Annotated in this window: 19 protein-coding genes; 5 read left to right on the top strand and 14 right to left on the bottom strand. The window is 36.8% G+C overall.

Annotated features, from left to right (window positions below; genetic code table 11):
• Positions 1-7: 7 nt before the first annotated feature.
• Positions 8-619 carry a TIGR04211 family SH3 domain-containing protein gene (locus RM573_RS08350; RefSeq protein WP_311580061.1) on the bottom strand — a complete coding sequence of 204 codons (612 nt, stop codon included), beginning with the start codon at positions 617-619 and terminating at the stop codon, positions 8-10.
• A gap of 151 nt (positions 620-770) precedes the next feature.
• Between RM573_RS08350 and RM573_RS08355 the strand changes: the two genes are divergently transcribed.
• Together RM573_RS08355 and RM573_RS08360 are read left to right on the top strand one after the other, a co-directional pair.
• Positions 771-2,285: a CYTH and CHAD domain-containing protein gene (locus RM573_RS08355; RefSeq protein WP_311580064.1), complete on the top strand. Its 1,515-nt coding sequence runs from the start codon at positions 771-773 to the stop codon at positions 2,283-2,285.
• Positions 2,286-2,290: 5 nt separating this feature from the next.
• Positions 2,291-3,196 carry a L,D-transpeptidase family protein gene (locus RM573_RS08360; protein ID WP_311580066.1) on the top strand — a complete coding sequence of 302 codons (906 nt, stop codon included), beginning with the start codon at positions 2,291-2,293 and terminating at the stop codon, positions 3,194-3,196.
• On the opposite strand, the gene RM573_RS08365 is transcribed toward RM573_RS08360, so the two are convergent.
• From RM573_RS08365 to RM573_RS08410, 10 genes are all read right to left on the bottom strand, one after another.
• Positions 3,182-4,273, bottom strand: coding sequence for an HDOD domain-containing protein (locus RM573_RS08365; RefSeq protein ID WP_311580071.1), 1,092 nt, complete (start codon positions 4,271-4,273; stop codon positions 3,182-3,184). The two genes, RM573_RS08360 and RM573_RS08365, sit on opposite strands and share 15 nt — an antisense overlap.
• A gap of 121 nt (positions 4,274-4,394) precedes the next feature.
• Positions 4,395-4,634, bottom strand: a complete 240-nt coding sequence (locus RM573_RS08370; protein ID WP_311580074.1) for an LPP leucine zipper domain-containing protein — start codon at positions 4,632-4,634, stop codon at positions 4,395-4,397.
• Between the two features lie 101 nt (positions 4,635-4,735).
• The gene (locus tag RM573_RS08375) at positions 4,736-5,197 is read right to left on the bottom strand and encodes an ion channel (RefSeq protein ID WP_311580077.1); all 462 of its coding nucleotides are present in this window, start codon (positions 5,195-5,197) and stop codon (positions 4,736-4,738) included.
• A 13-nt stretch (positions 5,198-5,210) separates the two neighbouring features.
• Positions 5,211-5,531: a hypothetical protein gene (locus tag RM573_RS08380; RefSeq protein ID WP_311580080.1), complete on the bottom strand. Its 321-nt coding sequence runs from the start codon at positions 5,529-5,531 to the stop codon at positions 5,211-5,213.
• A 2-nt stretch (positions 5,532-5,533) separates the two neighbouring features.
• Complete coding sequence (locus tag RM573_RS08385; RefSeq protein WP_311580083.1) at positions 5,534-6,172, bottom strand: hypothetical protein; 639 nt, start codon at positions 6,170-6,172, stop codon at positions 5,534-5,536.
• Positions 6,173-6,253: 81 nt separating this feature from the next.
• Positions 6,254-6,943, bottom strand: a complete 690-nt coding sequence (locus tag RM573_RS08390) for a PspA/IM30 family protein (protein ID WP_311580086.1) — start codon at positions 6,941-6,943, stop codon at positions 6,254-6,256.
• A gap of 24 nt (positions 6,944-6,967) precedes the next feature.
• Positions 6,968-7,381 (bottom strand): YjfI family protein, encoded by a 414-nt coding sequence (locus tag RM573_RS08395; RefSeq protein ID WP_311580089.1) that lies wholly within the window; start codon positions 7,379-7,381, stop codon positions 6,968-6,970.
• A gap of 173 nt (positions 7,382-7,554) precedes the next feature.
• Positions 7,555-9,297, bottom strand: a complete 1,743-nt coding sequence (locus RM573_RS08400; RefSeq protein WP_311580092.1) for a polyamine aminopropyltransferase — start codon at positions 9,295-9,297, stop codon at positions 7,555-7,557.
• A gap of 22 nt (positions 9,298-9,319) precedes the next feature.
• On the bottom strand, positions 9,320-10,222 hold the full coding sequence (locus RM573_RS08405; protein ID WP_311580095.1) for a DUF350 domain-containing protein: 903 nt from the start codon (positions 10,220-10,222) through the stop codon (positions 9,320-9,322).
• 23 nt (positions 10,223-10,245) lie between these two features.
• On the bottom strand, positions 10,246-11,223 hold the full coding sequence (locus RM573_RS08410; protein ID WP_311580098.1) for a hypothetical protein: 978 nt from the start codon (positions 11,221-11,223) through the stop codon (positions 10,246-10,248).
• A gap of 226 nt (positions 11,224-11,449) precedes the next feature.
• Between RM573_RS08410 and glnE the strand changes: the two genes are divergently transcribed.
• The gene (gene glnE, locus RM573_RS08415; RefSeq protein ID WP_311580101.1) at positions 11,450-14,347 is read left to right on the top strand and encodes a bifunctional [glutamate--ammonia ligase]-adenylyl-L-tyrosine phosphorylase/[glutamate--ammonia-ligase] adenylyltransferase; all 2,898 of its coding nucleotides are present in this window, start codon (positions 11,450-11,452) and stop codon (positions 14,345-14,347) included.
• A gap of 32 nt (positions 14,348-14,379) precedes the next feature.
• On the opposite strand, the gene RM573_RS08420 is transcribed toward glnE, so the two are convergent.
• Positions 14,380-15,030: a TcpQ domain-containing protein gene (locus tag RM573_RS08420; RefSeq protein WP_311580104.1), complete on the bottom strand. Its 651-nt coding sequence runs from the start codon at positions 15,028-15,030 to the stop codon at positions 14,380-14,382.
• A 72-nt stretch (positions 15,031-15,102) separates the two neighbouring features.
• Positions 15,103-16,041 carry an LpxL/LpxP family Kdo(2)-lipid IV(A) lauroyl/palmitoleoyl acyltransferase gene (gene lpxL / locus RM573_RS08425; RefSeq protein ID WP_311580107.1) on the bottom strand — a complete coding sequence of 313 codons (939 nt, stop codon included), beginning with the start codon at positions 16,039-16,041 and terminating at the stop codon, positions 15,103-15,105.
• Positions 16,042-16,110: 69 nt separating this feature from the next.
• On the opposite strand from lpxL, the gene hldE reads away from it, so the two are divergent.
• Positions 16,111-17,538, top strand: coding sequence for a bifunctional D-glycero-beta-D-manno-heptose-7-phosphate kinase/D-glycero-beta-D-manno-heptose 1-phosphate adenylyltransferase HldE (gene hldE, locus RM573_RS08430; protein WP_311580110.1), 1,428 nt, complete (start codon positions 16,111-16,113; stop codon positions 17,536-17,538).
• Positions 17,539-17,657: 119 nt separating this feature from the next.
• On the opposite strand, the gene tolC is transcribed toward hldE, so the two are convergent.
• A complete protein-coding gene (gene tolC / locus RM573_RS08435; protein ID WP_311580113.1) occupies positions 17,658-18,983 on the bottom strand; it encodes an outer membrane channel protein TolC in 1,326 nt (441 codons plus the stop codon).
• A 373-nt stretch (positions 18,984-19,356) separates the two neighbouring features.
• Between tolC and RM573_RS08440 the strand changes: the two genes are divergently transcribed.
• A complete protein-coding gene (locus tag RM573_RS08440) occupies positions 19,357-19,992 on the top strand; it encodes an NUDIX domain-containing protein (protein ID WP_311580117.1) in 636 nt (211 codons plus the stop codon).
• The last annotated feature ends 130 nt before the right edge of the window (positions 19,993-20,122 follow it).

Consider the following 20,122-nt stretch of genomic DNA (forward strand, 5'->3'; position numbering starts at 1 on the left):
AGACTCTTTATTTCCAGCTTTCCATAGAGCCTTTTTTGCGTGCAGACAATCTTGGTAACACTAAGCCTAAAATTAAACCTATAGCTAACACGATCGCGCCATTGAAAAAATATTCTTTCTTTATGGCTAAATCTTGATTAGAAAGTTGTGATTGTGTTTGCGTTAACTGCTTTCTTAAAGCGGTGATCTCATCAGTTAATTGACTATTATCTGCGGTTAATTGTGCAATATTATTGTTAGCTTGGGTAAAATCAGCAGATATTTTTAAGCTATTTTCTTCACTGCTAGCAAGCTTTCCATTAAGTTCAGCTATTGCTACTCTTAGCCCCGGCGTGGTACTTACATATTTTGATTCAACCCAAGTAACACGATTTTTGTTATCAATGATTTCTGTATAATCGTTTGCCGATTTACCGGTTAATGAAACTTCTTCGCCTGCATTGATACTGCCTAAAATACGATAATTATTACCCGGACCTGCATGCATATAGATAAATAAATCATCAGAGATATATGCTACAGTGCGATTTTCTTCAGTTGTTTGTGCAGTTTCTTGCGCGAAAGAGTTAAAGCTTAAGATAAAAAGAAAACTAGCGAGCAAACATTTTATTAATTTCATTTAGTTACCAAAAAACGGATATGATTCTAGGTGAAAATATTATGGGTTTGTCGCGACGATAGCAAGCGAAAAATATTGCTTCATGGTTAGAGCTTTTGTAAGGTTAATCTTTTCAAATAGGTTTATATCGTAAAATACGATAAAGGTAAGTATGGCTACAGAAGTCGAGCTTAAATATTTAACGAACAGTGATGATGTTTCAGCAAAAATTTTTAATTTATTAACAGAAAACGCATTAACTTACACGCATCAGGTAAAACAATTATCTAATTGCTATTTTGATACACCTGAACTTGCTTTACGTCATTTAGATATGGGGCTGAGAATTCGCGTTTGTGGAAGCCAAATTGAACAAACAATTAAAACTGCGGGTATTGTTGTTGGTGGCTTACATCAACGCCCAGAATACAATGTTGATATAAGTGCCCCTTATCCTGATCTTACTTTATTTCCAACAGAGATTTGGCCCAATAGTAAAACTGCACAACAATTACAGACGCAAATAATTCCTTTGTTTAATACCGACTTCACTCGAGAAATCTGGCTTATCACCATGGAAAATAGTGTGATTGAGTTGGCATTTGATCAAGGTGAAATTTCTTCTCAAGGTCGCTCACTTGAAATTTGTGAGCTGGAATTAGAATTAGTTTCTGGTGAAAGAGAAGGTTTATTTTCGCTTGCCGAGTGTTTATTTAAATCATTATCTTTACGTCCCGGAACACAAAGTAAAGCGGCGAGAGGTTATCGATTATATTTTAATAAACAACAAGTTGAAGATGTGGAACTTGAATTAGATTTACACAGTAATGCCGATAATATAGAAACCTGTTTTATTGATGGTATTCGTCATTGCTTGCAACTAACCCAAGTTACGATAGAGCAATATCTTAATGATAAACGGTTACATAAGTTAGCTGAGCTTGTTGATGTGTTGGCTTTATTAAGACAGGGATTTTGGTTGTTTGATGAGAAACTATCTAAACAGAGTTTAGCGATACGACAAGAGTTAAGTTATTTTATTCAATTATTTGCATGGGTTGATAGTGCGATATATTTTCGAGAGTTAATGACAAAAACAGGTAATTATCGAAAAAAATTAGACTATAGTGAGCAATTGATAGAACAACTCAAATTAGAAAAACGCCGCTTTCCCGATAAAGTAATGGTAAGCCAATTACTGCATAGTGAACGTTTTAATGGCTTACTTTTATCGTTACTGCGGATGATCACCTGTCAAAACCGACAACAGTATTTTACAAATACTACGCAAGAGCCTTTAATTCCCTTCGCCAAGCAAAAACTTTCTGAAAGTTTGGCGTTACTCAATACTGAAATGGCTACGTTAACCTCAATGGACGCCGAGAAATATTTATCACAACGTAAACGTTTGCATCGTAGTTTGTTGACCGGAAATTGGTTCGGTAGTTTTTTTGATGCCAAACAACGCAGCGAATATCGTATGCCGCTTCAAGATATTCAATTAGGTTTACGTGAACTACAAAGCTTATGGATTATTAAACAGCAATTAGAAAAAGCTGAAATAGTGAACGAAGCTAATAATAAAAAAATATTAGATTGGCAAGAAAGTAAAGTTGAAAATTTACTGATCGCGTTAACCCATAGTAAAAATTTAGCGTTGTCATTGCCAGCCTATTGGTTAACTTAATTTTTATGACAAAGCTTATTAAGTCACTGCGAAATTTCGTCATTATTTTTGGGAGTTTCTCCTTTGCTAGTGTGGCAAGCGTGTATCAATTACCTGCGGGCAATTCAAAATTAATTGGCGAAAAAGTTACCTACCTAGTTGAGCAAGGGGATTATTTTCAAGCCTTAAGTGAATACCATAATGTTGGTTTCTTAGCGTTAATTGCGGCGAATCCAAACGTTGATCCTTTTTTGCCTACCAAAGGCACTTTGCTAGAAATACCGAAGCAAATGTTGCTACCTTATGCTGAACGTAAAGGTATTGTTATTAATTTAGCTGAGTTACGACTGTATTATTTTCCGCCGAATGAACCTTTAGTCTATGTATTTCCGGTTGGCATCGGTCGTCAAGGATTAACAACTCCAAGAGTGATAAGTTATATCGGCGATAAGCGTAAAAATCCTACCTGGACTCCACCTCAAGAAATGCGAGAACGATATAAAGAAGAACATGGCAAAGAAATGGCGAAAGTGATCCCAGCAGGTCCTGATAATCCTTTTGGTAAATATGCATTACGTCTCGCGAGTAGTGAATATTTAATTCATGGTACTAATAAACGCATGGGGATTGGATTGCGAGCCAGTTCTGGTTGTATTCGAATGTATGCTGAAGATATTGAATGGCTTTACCACAATATCAAGGTTGGTACGCAAGTCCGCATTGTTGAACAGCCGATAAAAATGTCTTACGAACCGGATGGTCAAAAGTTAATTGAAATACATAAGCCTTTGTCTGATGAAGAGAATATAGGGAAGAATTTTTTTACTGAGGCGGTAGCACAATTTATTCAACATGACGATCAACAAAGTCAGATTATCAAACAAAGATTAGAAAAACCGAGTGGTTTAGTGGAGTCATTACCCTTGAGGTGATTCTTGGTTTTGTAACGAAATTAACATGGCTTTAGCTTGCTTTGAATACAAAATGGTTTGTGAGATCTCAGATAATTCGTCTTCGGAAATTTTCTCTGCGTTATAAAGTATATTGAGTTGGCTTAGTACATTTGCTTCAAAAGTGTAGCCCGCTATAGGGTATTTTTTTGAAATATTTGCCAATGACACTTCATCTCTAATATAAAGTTGTAATTTTAATGTTTGAGTCACTTTTTCTGGTAATCGCCAAAAATTCGCTATTTGGTAGGTAATTCTGGGGGAATATTGTTTCAATAATACTTTAAATGCACTCGAGTCTGGAGTGCAATTTGGATTTACAAAACTAAACGCTTCGATCAGTACCTGAAAGACAACCATAGCCCCTAAATTTAGAATTAAACCGATTAAATATGCTGTGGCTTGATCCGCTGAACACTCGCTTAAAGAAGTTATATTTTGACAATTATTACCCGTTTCTAAACTGTGCAGCCATATTTTTTCACCGTATTGCTTAAAATATACATTAGACGTAGGCGTCATTTGTTTTAAGTAATGAACAATGATCCCTTCACTTAAGCCATTTGCCCCTATAGTCATAAAGGCAGATTTTAACTCAGTGATTTCCCGGTTATGGTTATTATATTTAGCCGAATTAGCCAGCTCAATGACTTTAGCTGCTACCATTGGCTCTTTATTAATAATACTGATCAGTAGGTCGGTATTGAAATCATCATTTTTGAGTTCGTTAATCAAGGTAGTTAATGAAAGCGGTAATACAGGTAATGATTTTACTAATTCTTTAGGATAATCGAGTAATTTAATAATCTCTCTTTCAACGTACTGACTTAACTCATCGCGCTGATGGTTATCGGTTGATTTGCCGAATAAGTAATCAGAAAACTTATCTGACAGTTCATCAAACTGATTAGTGATCTTTATTGGTTGACGCTCAGAAGGGGGAGGGGATGTAACCGTTACTTTATCTTCTTCAATAGCCGGTGTTTTAGAATCTTCGAAATATAAATAATTGGCTTGCTCTATCGCTTTTTTGCGAGAAGAAAATAATGACTTTACCAATTGAAGAAAAATGAGAATTTCCTCTATTCATCGTATGAAACTGGGTAATTAGTTTCGAAAAAAGAGCTAAGTAATTATTATATTAGCTCTATTTTTCCAATTATGCATTGTGATGACAATATTATTTTTTATAACTTTTAGCGATGTTATCCATGCGCTGTTTAGTTTTGTCATTTGCGGCTTTAAGGGCATTAATTTCCGCAGTGTTTTTAGCTTGTTGAGCATTTAATTTAGATACTTGCATGGTCAACTTATCAACTTTATTAGAAAGCGTGCTGACCTGTTGTTCCATATTATCAGAGCTTGCACAACCGGTAAGAAATGAGATTAAGACTACAGTGAACAATGTTTTAGTTAACATATACGTTTCCTTGATACTCTTTAAGTATTATTTTCAGCAGATTAGCTTCTAGATTACGTGATAAAGACAAGCAATTCAAATGGTACCAAGAATTAACAACTTTATTTTGAGGCGATCTTTTCAACCTTCTCAAGAATACTGTCTATCTTTTTTTCGAGATGTTTGTTGTGAGCTAGAATCTCTTTATTTTGTTTTCTAAGCTCTCTATTTTTTACATTGGTATCTGAAAAGCCGACAAATTTATTAACAAATTGTGCGCCGACAAAACCCACCATACCTACTCCAATATAAAACATTGCAGCGACAATGATTCGCCCAGGTAAGGTTACCGGATAGAAATCACCAAAGCCGATAGTACTTGCACTCATTTGCAGTGTCCAAAAGGCATCTTTATATGATCTAATATTACTATGCTCTGAGGCAAGCTCGTATTGATATAATGGAAAGGAAAGTAGGGCGATGACACCATAAAGCACTGCGATAGTGATCAGTAATAAATAAAACGAGTTGTAATTTTTTACACCAAATTCGTCAATAGTGTATGATTTTAATGATGGTTTCATGAGAGTGACTTTATTATTGTTGACTAACGTATTGTATTAAATCATCCATCAATTTCTTTTTAATTTCCAGTTGTTGTTCTGGTGCTAAGTGATATTTTTTTGCTAAAACAACATAATCATCAGCAGACAGACTAACGGTTAATCTAGGTCGTTTGGGTTTTTTATTCACAGGTAAGCCTAAAATATCTCTTATTTTGTCTGAAGGGCTTAAACCAACTTCAAGGGCTTCTCTTCTTATGCTTAACTGAATTTTTTCATCCATATCAAAAGCGACTTGGGTTGCTTTTGCTGCTTTGACGGATGATTGCCATTTTTCTGGTAGTTTTCTACTCACAATTAACTTCCTGGAAACATGTCTATAATATCTGTTGTTGGTCGGTATATCGTTAAAAATACATCAGTGTCGCCATCTTGCCAAACTTCTAACTCAATACCGCGCGATTGATCTTTATCTAAAAGTTGATAAAGTTCAAATTGTTCACCAGCGTCTTTACCTTCATAAGCGGATAAACTTTCGCTACGATGATCTTTACGATGAAAATAGCCTACCGTAGAAAATTGAGATTGTTGATATTGTTCACTCGTCCAGCCCTGTGATAAATGGCTATCTGTTTTTCGGGTTAAAAAAGCTTGTCCAGGCTCTTCAAATATCGTTGAGAATTCATCAAGATCAAATAAAGTTTCAACATTGTCATGCTGAATTTTTAAAGAAAACTTTAAATAGGTTTTATCATCAATATCTAAGGTTAAATATAATTCAGTATCGTCATTGCCTGTTAGCACCCATTCGGTGTCTACTTGATTCTCATATTCGTAGCTATTGATTTCACTGACTTGAAATTGTTGATTTCTTAAGTTTTCAGGCAAAGCAAAACTGTCCGTTAGCACTATAATGTCACCTTTTAATAAATCTTTGGCTTGATTGACTTGGCGGGCAGTTTCATCTTTGTTGAATATTTTTTTAAAAAAGCTCATCGTTATCCCAGTTTATGTTATGACAAACAAGCGCTTACTCGACGGTATCAAGTAGGCGCTTAGTATTTACGTATAAACAAGTTACTTTTGCTTGGCTTTTAAACGCTCTAATACAGAATTTGCATTGTTGTCAGTTGCGCCAATTCCTGCTTCTTTTAATTGAGCTTCAAGTGAGCTGTCTGAATTTTCAGATTCTAACACCTCAGCGGCCTTCATTTGGTCATCAAACTTTTGTTGTTTAGCTTTGATGCGTTCTAATGAATCTTTCGCGTTAAGAAGTTTAGAATTGCTCGAAGAAAAGTTGTCTGTAATAGCAGACGTAGCCTTTTGCACACTTTCTGTGGTTTTCACCATGGAAAGTTGACGTTTGTATTCTTGTACTTGGCGTTCACTTTTCTTCACTAATTCTTTTAAGCGATTTGCATTACCTTCAAAACTATCAAGTGCTTGTTGTTGGGTTGTTAATTCACCCTCTAAAGTTGAGATTTTCTCCGCAACAGCTAATGCCAATGTTTCATCACCTTTTTCTAAGGCTTGAACTGCATAACCTTCGTGTTCTGTAATCTCACGTTTAATACGGTCAACTTCACGACTTGATGCCATTTGTTGAGCCATTACGCCAGTTAAATCTCGTTTAGCTTTGGTTAAGTGGTTTTCAGCATCACGAATTTCTTGTTCAAAAATTCTCGTCGCGTTTGCATCTACAATGCCTTCGCCAACTTCAGTTGCACCACCACGGATAGCGGTCATAATTTTTTTAAAAATGCTCATAATAATACTCCAAAAGGTGGTTGCTTAAATTAAGTAGTCGCTCATGTCATCGATCACTTCGATGGCATTGTTATTTAAGACGGCAAGTTCATGTTCAATATCATCAAACGTCGACCCAATTGATAAAGCGCCAAAAATGACATATTTATCGCCAATTTTAGAAAATGATGAAAGTGGCATAGGGATATTCATTTCTAGCATGCTTTCGTGCATTTCCGCTAAACATTCCGGTTTCACTTCTTCTGTGCCCCATAAATACGTAATGCAAAGAATTTGATCATCAGTAACCGAAACAAATACGGGTAACTCTTCACGGCCGATAACCGTTATTTGTAGTACGTCAACTTCGCCTGAAATTGGTTGACAGTCAAAAACCATCCCGGTTTCTGAGTTATCTGCCAATGCATTCAAATGGTTAGCAATTTTGTGAATATTCATGTTGTTCCTCATGTTTTATCAAAGGGTCGTTGCAATAACTTTATTAACCCACGACATATTATGTCGATGTTGTAAATTTAGCATCGTGACATAATATGTCAAGCGCTGATTTAATTTTTCTGTAAATTAAGTTTATCTTATACAGTCAATATTGTAGTTTTTTAACAAAGTAACTACTGTGTGTAAGCATTTTCAAGTCCTTGTTGATTGCGCCAAGCCTTTTGATGTAGTTGATAAATAGTATGGCTACCTAAATAATTTATAGCCGCTTTACCTTGCTTAGAATAAAAATTTTGTGAAAATTCAAAGGCACCAATTAACATAGGTAAGGTTAACCATTGCTGTTCAACCTGAAATTTATCAAGGGTATGAAACCTAGCTAACGGACTTAATCCACGCTTTGAGGCGATTGTCCAACCCCATTCACCAAAGCTAGGAACGTTATCATGGTATTGTTGAACATCTGAAAAGCCTGCAGCTCTTACGGTTTCACCTATCGATAAAAAGGCTGTTTTTGCGTGGTATGGACTTGTCGATTGTATGGTGATGAGTCCATCTCCGGATAATAACTGGTTTAAACGAGCATAAAAATTAACGGAATAAAGTTTATTTAAATCAGGATGGCTAGGATCAGGTAAATCAACAATAATACTGTCAAAAGATTTTTGTTGTTTCAATAAATTATCTATGGCAATAAAAGCATCACTATAAATTAATTCAACATTAGGGTGAGAGAGACTTTGTTGATTTAGCTGAGTTATTTTTCGAGCAAGGGATGTTGGCAGCGTTTCACTGGGCTGTTTAAATAGTTCGATGAGTTCTTGATCTAAGTCGATTAATGTAACGTGTTTGGGCTGCCAAGCTAATACATCTCTTAATGCAAGGCCATCACCACCACCGATGATTAAAATATTGTCTTGTCGTGCTGAGCCGGCAAGTGCAGGAGCAACAAGGTAGTTATGGTAAATATGCTCATCTGATGACGAAAATTGTAATCGTCCATTAAGATAAAAGTTAATGATAGGTTGCTGTTCTAAGCCCATTTGTCGTTCAGTAAACGTGAGTTGTTGATAACGTGTTTTATCGGTGTAAACCACATTGTCTAAATACAATAAGTTACTTAATTGCATTAACCACTGATTACCTTGCTGATATATAAAAAAAATGCCAATAAGTAACAAGCCATGAAAAGCGACTAATAATTTACGCCAATGAAGTTTTTGCCAATAACAAGTGATAAAGATAAAACCGGCAATTAAATTTAAGGCTGCCGTCAAAGCGCTGGCTTTACTGATATCAATGGTTAATAAAAATAACACCCATATTGCCGCACCAATACCCGCACCAATATAATCTGCCCCGTAGATGGTACCTAAATTATTAGCTAGATGTTTTTGATGAATTTGTTCACGTATTTTCGCGATTAACGGAATTTCCATACCAATGAAAAAACCGAGTAATAATCCAAAAAAATATGGACTATTAAAAGCTAAATAGCTTATTTGTTTGAAAAAGCCCCCTCGGGGTAAGGCATCGGGCGGTAAAGAAAATGTATCGGCAATAATTTGCGGCAGTAATTGAGTTGCTGCGATCAAACTGGCAATAATGAGAATGGAACTTGTACCTAAAAATGCAATAATCAGTTCAAGCCAAACAAAACCATTAAAAGCACAGGTTATTTTTCGTGCGGCAAAAGCCCCTAAACCCATAGAAACAATCATCAGTCCTATCATGGTATAGATAGCACTTTCCATCACGCCTAACACTCTGCCAGCGTAATGCGATAATAAGTATTCGTATATTAGGCCACAACCGGCCAATACAGCCATGGTAATAATAAGCAGCAAGTCATGCCAAATAAATGATTTATTTAAAACTTGATGCTTATTTACCTTGGGCTTTTGTGCGTTTTTCACTAATAAAGGTTAACGAGTCAATTTATGCCATTAATGCGGTTAAAATAAGTGCTATTGAAATACTTATCGCCATTTCAACACTTGCGACGCCAATATTATGCTGTTGATCAACTTCTTCAACTAAGTTAATTCCCCATAATATAATGCTTTTTGCCAATGTAGTTAATAGAGATACAAGTATCGTCATCACAACACTAAATATTAACCAAGCCGTTAAGGTAGAGACTAAAGTTTCTGGATTATACTCAAAAAAGTAACTGGCTGCGGTAACGGCTAGTGCGGTACTTATTACTTGGCCAGCATACCGTATAGCAAGCGCAACTTGGCCGTTTGCGAAAGCTTCTTGCATACTATCATTTTGATTGTTTTTCGCGTATTGACGTTCTTTTATGCGAGTAACTAATACCAACATAGCTTGCGAAACAACAAAACCTGCAATAATAGCAACAAAAGTACTCACATCTATGCCGTGAACCCATAAAAGAACCGCACGGATAATAATGGCCGTGGCAATAGCTCCTGCGGCATCTACTAATCCAACTGTAATGTTGCGCGCTTTTATTTGTTCGGTTTTATCAATTTGATTCAACGCTAAGCGATCATGAATGACACGGCCTATTTTAATTAATATTAAACCAAGCACACCATAGGAAAGCATTCCAATAATTTCCATTTGGTAACTTGGCGCATTTTCTCCGGTAATTGCGCCTGTTAACACTATGCCTAGTGCAGCAATACTTCCCGCAACACTGATGCCGAAGGCAAAATTATCTTGGCTCGATAACTCATCCGTGGCGTTGACTTGTGCCGATAAACCTGAAATAAATTTCATGGCACCAAGCAATAAAATGGCAATGGTTATATCTATGGCTAGATAAATGATTAACTCTTGACTTAACCCGGTTATCTCAAAAAATGTATTCATAATTTTTCCTTGATCTCTTCTCGTTATTTGCCACGTCTGAAGCTACGAGAAGTGGTGCTCGAACTATTGCGAAAGCTAGCGTTTTTAGATGCTGTAGATTTTTTTGCGTAACTGCTTTTATTAAAAGATTTAGTGTTAAACCGTTTTGCACTGGTTTGTGCAACTTTACTTTTTCCTGACAGGCTAGACGAACCCGTACGGTTTTTGCTGTACGCACTGGTATATTTTTGCCCTCTACTTTCAAAAGACTTTCTCGTGCGGGTATCCAATTGAGTCTGTTTACGTAATTGACTAGGGGAGCTGTATCGTGTGCGACCATAGTCATTATAATAACTGTAGTTTCTTCGGCTTCCCCAATCATTGTAATAAACGCGTCGAGAACCGAAAAGATCCCCCATCATAGAATACATGCCATACCAAGCCCAAAACGACATGCCGTTACTGCCGGTAGTCCACTGTCCATAATTTGGGTTACCAATTAGCTGTTCGCCCGTACCAAAGTCTTGGGCATTATTGGCTCGTAAATTTTGCTCTTTTGGTAATGCATTTACTCTCGGTAACGCTCCATCAGACATATCCGCGAGCACGTTTAATGGATCGCTCAATGCGTCAGAATAAAGCACAGGATCGGCTGCTTGATAAATATTGAGCAATTCATCGAATATGGCTTGGTTATTCGCAAACATGTTCGGTTGAGTCTTTACTGTGTTTAGACGTTCTTGTAACGCGATAAACATAGGACTTTGCTGCGTTGCATCTTTCGCGAACTCGTCAATTAAAGCGGAAAGTTCTGGCTTTAATGAGCGTAATTTATTTGCGTATTGTTTGATTAAATTAGCGTTTCTAACTTGGCCTTGATCTAGCGCCTCGCCAAGCTGAAGAATTCTTTGCTCGGTAATGGGGGTTTGTTGGGTAATTTGTTCTTTTACTGGATCTGAACACCCTACCATGATCAATAAAAAGGCAAATATCCATTTTTTATAATAGTGCATTTCTGCCATATGTCCCTCAAAAATGCTATGGTGAAAATTAAAGAGAATTGAATAGCTTATGATCCATTTACTGTAACTAAAAATCAATAATTACATTCAATTTCTTAGCGAATTAACTATACTAATAACATTGATGACATAATATGTCTATTGATTTGTTATGTCATCAGACAAAGTTAAGTCATTATATTAACTTGTATATTACTATGAATAATTTTAGTCAGTCGAGGTGTAAGTGACAACTATAATCCGTAAACCATTTATTTCCTGTTTAGAGAATCAACAGCAAAAATCTTGGCAACAATTTAGTAGTCAATATCCAGAGTTTGCTCAATCTTTAACTGAAAAAGCAAGTAGTCAAGCTTTAGCTGATTTTAAACACGTCATTACACTGAGTGATTTTGTGTTACGAAGTGCTCTGCAAGCACCTGAAATTGTCATTAATTTATTTGTAACAGAAAGCGTCTATCAAAAAAATACGCCTAATTATAACTCTTTACTAAAAGCTCAATTACAAGATTGCCAAACAGAAGAAGCATTACATCGTCAATTACGTTTATTTCGTTTAGTACAAATGGTGCATATTGCTACTGCCGATCTCGTGTTAAATATTTCATTAGATGAATCTTTAAAACGTTTGTCTGAATTGGCGGATGCTTTGATATTAGAAGCGTTAGCATGGCTAAGTGAGTTTTGTTATCAAAAATGGGGAAAACCGACTAACAAATTGGGTGAAATCCAACCTTTACTTGTTTATGGCATGGGAAAACTTGGTGGTAAAGAATTAAATTTTTCGTCTGATATCGATTTAATTTTTGTCTATCCAGAAACAGGTGAAACTGTGGGAGTTAGACGCAGTATTGATAATCAACTGTTTTTCACTCGTTTAGGACAAAAATTAATTACAGCCCTACATCAAAAAACGGAAGATGGATTTGTTTATCGCGTAGATATGCGTTTACGTCCTTTTGGTGAAAGTGGACCTTTAGTGCTCACTTTTAATGCCATGGAGGATTATTATCAAGAACAAGGACGTGACTGGGAACGTTATGCAATGTTAAAAGCACGTTTAATTGGTGAAGGTAAATATCACGGAAAATTGTCGGATTTGCTCAGGCCTTTTGTGTACCGTCGTTATATTGATTTTAGTGTCATCGATAGCTTGCGTCGCATGAAAATGATGATTGCCCAAGAAGTACGTAGAAAAAAATTGACCGGTAATATCAAGTTAGGTGCCGGTGGTATTCGAGAAGTAGAGTTTATTGTTCAGGTGTTTCAGTTAATTCGTGGTGGTCGAATTAAAGAATTACAACAGCGAAACTTATTAACTGTGTTACCGATATTAGTGAAACATCAAGAAATTTCAGAACATAGTGAACAAGTGCTTGAAAAGGCTTATCGTTTTTTAAGACGGGTTGAGAACATTATTCAAGCAATCGATGATAAACAAACCCAAACACTACCGGATGAGCCATTAGATCAAGCAAGAATCTTACATGTCTTAGGGGATGAAACGTTTCCTAACTGGTCGAGCTTTTTAGAGTACTTACAGCGTTTAACGAGTGCGGTTCATCAAGAGTTTATCGTATTAATTGGTGAAGAAAGCCCAAATCATCAAATGGAAAATGAACAATGGGTAACATTGTGGGAAAGTGAATGGCCTGATGATGAATCGGTCGATTGGATTGCTAGTCATCAACCAAATTGGCATGCAGAAAAAACCTGGCAACTACTTGTTGATCTTAAACGAGATTTTAAACAGCGTTCAATCGGAAATCGAGGTAGGCAAATTATCAGTAAGCTTGTACCGATTCTTATCAGCCACATTGTTAATATAAACGGAAATGAGATCACGCTTGAACGCATTACTTGGTTGCTTACTAAAATCGTCACTAGAACGGCTTATTTAGAGTTGTTATACGAAAATGAAGGGGCGTTAAAACATTTAGTAAAATTGTGTCAAGCAAGTAGTTGGCTTGCTGAGCATATGGCAAAATATCCTATTTTGTTAGATGAATTAATTGACCCTAAATTACTAAATAACCCACCAGAGTTTTCAAGTTATGCGGCAGATTTACGGCAAGTATTGTTACGTATTCCTGAAGAAGATTTAGAAGCACAAATGGATATGTTAAGGCAATTTAAACAAGCACAGCAATTACGTATTGCTGCGGCCGATATTGCCGGTGTTTTACCAATAACCAAAGTTAGTGATCACTTAACAGCCTTAGCGGAAGCTATTATTGGTGAAGTTGTCAATATGGCATGGCAACAAGTCAGTGAACGTTTTGGTGTGCCGTTAAGTTTAGCTGATAGCGATGATAAGGGATTCGCTGTTATTGGCTATGGCAAAATGGGCGGTTTTGAATTGGGCTACTCTTCTGATCTTGATCTCGTTTTTATTCACAATTGTAAACTTGACGATCAAACTAATGGGTTAAAACCTGTGATGGCCAGTCAGTTTTATGCAAAGCTTGCTCAACGAATCATGCATATTTTTAACACTAAAATGAATAATGGCGTGCTGTATGAACTTGATATGCGTTTGCGACCTTCAGGAAACTCAGGCGTACTAGTAGTAAATATTGAAACCTTTAAGCAATACCAAGAAAATGAAGCCTGGACGTGGGAGCATCAAGCATTAGTACGTGCTCGAGCAGTTTATGGCAATCAACACATTATTGATCAATATAATGAGATTCGTCGCAAGATACTCGTGCAGCCTAGGGATGAAAACGTTCTTAAAAAAGAGGTTGTTGATATGCGCAATAAGATGCGTGATCACTTAGATAAGTCGACTGATGAACTGTTTGATATTAAACAAGGACAGGGGGGATTAGTTGATATTGAGTTTCTCACGCAATACTTAGTGCTTAACTATAGCGCGAAATATCATGAAATTTCGCAATACTCCGATAATATTCGCATTTTCACCACTCTTGCTAATGTGGATATCCTTACCAATGAGCAAAAAGATTTATTAATTGAGCATTATTGTCAATTGAGAAACTTTGGCCATAAAACGAGCTTACAAAATCAATCAGCGATGATGAATGCTCAACAGTTTGATCATAACTCAAAGAAAATCACTGAAATTACACAGCAATTTTTAGTATACAACAAAATTAATTAGCTTGTTTTAACTGGTTTAGCAGGAGAGAGCTGTTAACGTTGACGGCTCTTTTGTGGTAAAAGTAAACATTCTTCATCAAGATAAGAAAGCTCTTTTTCGATTAACACTAAGGTACGTTGTTGATAACAAAAATACGAGGATAAACCGTCAGGGAAATGACCGCCAATCGCTTTACCAACCCAGTATGCCGTGTTGACAATATCTTTGTTAATTCTAAATGGGTCTTTAACTAAAAAGTCTCTATTTAGCCACCAAATAACTTCAAGCCCATCTTTTTCTGCATATTCCACAAGCTTTTGATATAAAGTTTGGCCTTTTCTAAATGGTCTGTTATCAACCGTTCCACGCCAATGTTTTAATAATGGACGCGTGACCATGCGGCGTGCCTCAAGTATTTCTACTAAATCGCCTTTTGGCTCTGGAAGATAAACAATATTATTTCGAATGCGTGGACCTTCATCACTGCCATGTAAGTTAGCATAAAAACGAGATAAGCCTTCTGCGGCTGAATTAGTAGATTTTTTCTTTGCAACAGGTTTGGCTTTTGCGGCTTGAGTTGTTTCCGTCGCAGCCTCAGGCGCTTCTACCTTTTCAGAAAATAACAATTCTTCATTCGCGACTAAAAAGTACGCAAGAATGATTAGAATAATTAAAAAGATAATATTTTTTATCCAAAAAAGCATAGGCTAATCTTCTGAAAAATAGGTAAACATAATATTAATGTATACCATACTGAAAACTTTCGAGTTATACAATTACTTATAAAGCGAAGGATCATCTTCATTTGGGCGTGTTTTAAAGCGACGATGTAACCACATATATTGCTCTGGTTTTCGCAAAATTGCTTTTTCGACTTCTTGATTAACCCTGATGACATCATGCTCATCGTTATCAGTAGGGAAATCAACTAGAGGAGGGGTAATTTCAACCGTATAACCGCTACCATCTTCTTTTCTTTTCGGGATCATCATCATGGTTTTTGTGTCTTTTTGACGAGCAAAAATTAATGTCCCTGTGGTCGTGGCGGTTTCTTTTACCGCGAAATGTGGCACGAACAAGCTGCGATTTCTACCATAGTCTTGATCCGGAAGATATAAACATGATTCTTTATCTCTTAAAGCTTTTATTAAGCCTTTTACATCACGTTTACCTAGCATGTACTTATTAGAACGGCCACGTCCTCTAAATTGAAAAAACTCCATCAGTTGGTTGTTATGTGGGCGATAAAAAATGACTAAAGGGTGAGCGTGACCAAACCCTCTACCGATGATTTCAGCACTTAAATAATGCATAGCTAATAATAATACACCTTGCCCGTCTGCTTTAGCGGCCTCGATATGTTCAAGACCAGTAATGGTAAATTTACGCTTAATTCGCCAATCAGGCCACCACCAACCCATGCCTGTTTCGAATAAGGCAATACCGGTATTTTCGAAGTTTTCTTTGAGTATTCGCTGGCGTTCAGCATCAGACATTTCTGGAAAACATAATTCTAAATTGCGTAACGCGACTTTTTTGCGACTTGACGCTATCTTTAACAATAAGCGACCCACCAAACGGCCAAGGGCAAGTTGAACTTTATAAGGTAGCCATGAAATCGTATATAAAATGATAACCCCAAGCCATGTAAGCCAATATTGAGGTAATAGAAAAGATAGTTTGAAATTTGGCTGTAAAACTTTATTTTTACTCACGGGATGATGTCAACTCATTGAAATTCATGTGATACACTATCAACCATTATATCTGTTAAGAGACATAGGATGAAAGTAGATATTCCAGCTTTTAATCAAGCAAGCGTTTTAGTTGTTGGCGATATTATGTTAGATCGCTACTGGTATGGGCCTACACAGCGCATATCTCCTGAAGCTCCGGTACCTGTTGTGAAAATTAATCAAGATGAAGACAGACCAGGTGGGGCGGCAAATGTTGCGTTAAATATTGCCTCTTTGGGGGGAAAAGTAACGTTAGCGGGTATCACAGGTAATGATGAAGCGGCCACAACGCTAGAAAAACATCTAAAAGCGATGAATGTTGCCTGTAAATTTGATCGTATTAATGAAATTCCTACAATCACTAAATTGCGCGTAATGAGCCGAAACCAACAATTGATCCGATTGGATTTTGAAGAATCGATGAGTTCGGTAGATAAAACTAACCTAGTAAACAATGTTGAAGCGCTCGTTGCTGAACATGACGTTATTTTACTTTCAGATTACGCTAAAGGTACATTGTCAGAAGTTCAACAGTTGATCCGTATTGCTAACAAACATCATGTTCCGGTGATCGTTGATCCAAAAGGAACAGATTTTTCTCGGTATAAAGGGGCGACCATCATTACTCCTAATTTATCTGAGTTTGAAGCCGTGGTTGGCGACTGTAAAGACGAAGCTACAATTGTTGAGAAAGGTTTAAATTTATTAAAAGACCTCGATTTAGCATCGATGTTAGTTACCCGAAGTGAGCAAGGTATGACCTTACTCCGCCATGACCATGAAGAATTCCATTTACCTACCCAAGCGAAAGAAGTTTACGATGTAACTGGCGCTGGTGATACCGTGATAGCAACGCTTGCATTGGCCATCGCTGCTAAAGCAGACTTCCCGCAAGCGAGTGCTTTAGCAAATATTGCTGCTGGTATTGTTGTAGGTAAGCTTGGAACGTCAACGGTAAGTGAGGCTGAATTACAAAACGCACTTGCTACTGGTCAAGAAAGTGGCTTTGGTGTGTTAACTGAAGATCAATTGAAAATTGCGGTTACTATGGCTCAAGCACGCGGTGAAAAAATTGTTATGACAAATGGCTGTTTTGATATTTTACATGCAGGTCATGTTTCTTATCTAGCAAATGCTGCAGAATTAGGTACTCGACTTATTGTTGCGGTGAACGACGATGCTTCAGTTACCAGACTCAAAGGTGTTGGCAGACCGGTGAACCCTGTTGACCGACGTATGGCCGTTTTGTCAGGCTTAGGCGCCGTAGATTGGGTAGTGAGTTTTACAGAAGATACGCCTCAGCGCTTGATTGCTAATATTTTACCGAATATCTTAGTGAAAGGTGGCGACTATCAAGTCTCTGAAATTGCTGGTGGTGAAGAAGTTATCGCTGCTGGCGGTGAAGTAAAGGTATTGAACTTTGAAGAAGGTATTTCAACGACAGAAATTATTAATACCATTCGTTTAGAAGATTAATGCTTAACATTGAAGCGGATAGATATTTTTAAGTTATCGAATTTTTGTCAATTTGATTAACCACTAAAACAAATAAAAAGGTGTCTTACGACACCTTTTTTGCGTCTTTCACGAGTGCATTATTTAGGAGCTGAAAGCCCTTTATTAATGGCAATGATATCTTGTTCTGAAATGGTACCGCCAGCACGTTTTAATGCCAATATTGACTGAATGTAGCTGTATCTCGTTGAAGATAAATTACGTTTAGCGTTATATAAATTACGGGTACTATCTAATACATCAACAATAGTACGAGTTCCAACTTCAAAACCTGCTTCCGTTGCTTTTAACGCACTTTCCGCAGAAATTACCGATTGTTGTAAAGCTTTAATGCCCGAAACTGCCGCTATCACCGTATTATATGAGTTACGCGCGTTTCGAACAGCATTGCGGTGTGTTTGCGCTAAATCTTGGCTAGCAGCAACATAATTACTTTGTGCTTGACGAACAGCACTGGTTGTAGCGCCACCTGAGTATAGCGGTACGGTTAACGTCACGCCAAAAGATTGCCCTTGAGTTTTTGCCGTTACATTATCAATAAGGTCATCATTATCAGCGCGAGAAATGCTACCATTTAAATCTATCGTGGGATAATGGCCTGACTGAGCAATATTAATATTTTCTTTTGCAATATCAACACTAATTTTTTGAGCGATCAAATCTAAATTTTTCGCTTCTGCGGTTTGTTGCCATTCATTTGCACTGTCTGGCGTTGGGCGAGAAGCACTGAATAACTCTTTGTTTAATATATTTAAATTGCGTGGATAAATATTGGTGATCACACGTAATGCTTCTTCCGAGTTATAGACGCTGTTTTCTGCTCGAATAACTTCAGTCACCGCATTATCATATTGTGCTTGCGCTTCATGGACAGCCGTTACCGCAGTTAAACCAACAGAGTAACGTTGTTTAGTTTGCTCAAGTTGGCGTTCAATTGCTGCTTTTTCTGCTTCTGCAAACTCTAAATCGTCTTTAGCGCTTAACACGTTAAAATAAGCTTGAGTAACACGGACGATTAAATCTTGTTTAGCTGCTTGATAATTAATATCACTGCGATGCGCTGATTTTTTAGCATTATCTAAACGTAACCAAGTATCGTGATGATACAATTGCATATTTAAACTAGCCGTTAAAGTTGTTCCTTCGTAGTCAGTGATTTGACCGCCATTTCTAAATTCAGTCTCGCCGTTACTATAATTGGCGGTTGCTTTTAAATTAGGAAGTAACACTGATCTCGCTTGTATTATGTCTTCTTGCGCAGACTTAAATTGTGCCTGAGCTTTTAAAACAACTGGATCATTGGCTTTGGCTTGCTCATATACTGATAGTAAATCTTCAGCATAAATCATTGAACTAGTGGCTGCACAAGCTATACCTATAATAAGCGAGGTAATATTTTTTTTCATGTGAGAGCAATTCCTTTCATCGTTTTCTAAACTTGTTATTTTGTTTGGGCATTATTTATAGCATGCTAATTAATCATACTGCTGTATAGCAAAAAGCAATTACCCTGCCAAACTTTATTATTTGGACTTAATGATAAACATCAACTGTTAATTGGTGCTCTAGTTATTTTAACAACAGCATTGAACTTAAGTGGCTAAATAACTGGAATCTAGCTAATATTTTTTAATTGTTAATCAGTGGTATATTCTACTTGTTTTAGTATTTAAGCTAAATAGTATAGTTAGTTGTCGAACCATTCTAGTGTAACAAAATATTTAATGCTAATGGTTTGTCGTAGTGATTTTCCCTTTTTTCTATTAGATTTGACTAAAAATGAACGAAAATAAAAATAAATCGACTTTTTTACGGTTCACTCATCAGGATGTTGAGTTAAAAGAAAGAGTTAGAAAGTATGCTGGCTTTTTTAATCTCGACCAATATGTCATTCAACATACGTTGTTTTCGGGAAAAAAAAGCGATGTCATCAGCCGAGAAGTTTTTGAACGTGGTGATGCGGTCGTACTCATTCCTTATGATCCTGTGCTGGATCAAGTGGTGCTGATAGAGCAATTTCGCCCCGGAGCACTTCGAGCGGGTGATACGCCTTGGATGTTGGAATTTATTGCTGGCATGTTTGAAGAAGGTGAACAACCTGTTGATGTTGCGATCAGAGAAGCCAAAGAAGAAGCAAACCTTGATATTGATGAAAATAATGTCATAAAAGTGATGAAATACCTCTCAAGTCCCGGAGGAATGAGCGAAGCCATTTATTTATACTTAGCTACGGTGGATAGTCGTAATGTTAGCGGGGTATATGGCTTGGAAGAAGAAGGAGAGGATATTTTAGTGCATGTCGTCAAAAGAACACAGGCTTTAGCATTATTATCGCAAGGAAAAATAGCTAATGCTGCTACGGTAATTGGGTTACAATGGTTAGCGTTGAATTATAAAAGTATTCAAAAGAAGTAACTGCTGTGTATAAATAATCTGAGATTCGCTTAGTCATCAGTAGGTAGAAGGTTAGTTCAATATCGCTAGGTAGGTTCTTTTTTGAGTTCTTTATTTTTAACGTTCTGATTATGTTAAGTATATGATTTTA

It is taken from the genome of Thalassotalea castellviae (assembly GCF_031846185.1).
In the GTDB taxonomy this organism is placed as follows: domain Bacteria; phylum Pseudomonadota; class Gammaproteobacteria; order Enterobacterales; family Alteromonadaceae; genus Thalassotalea_H; species Thalassotalea_H castellviae.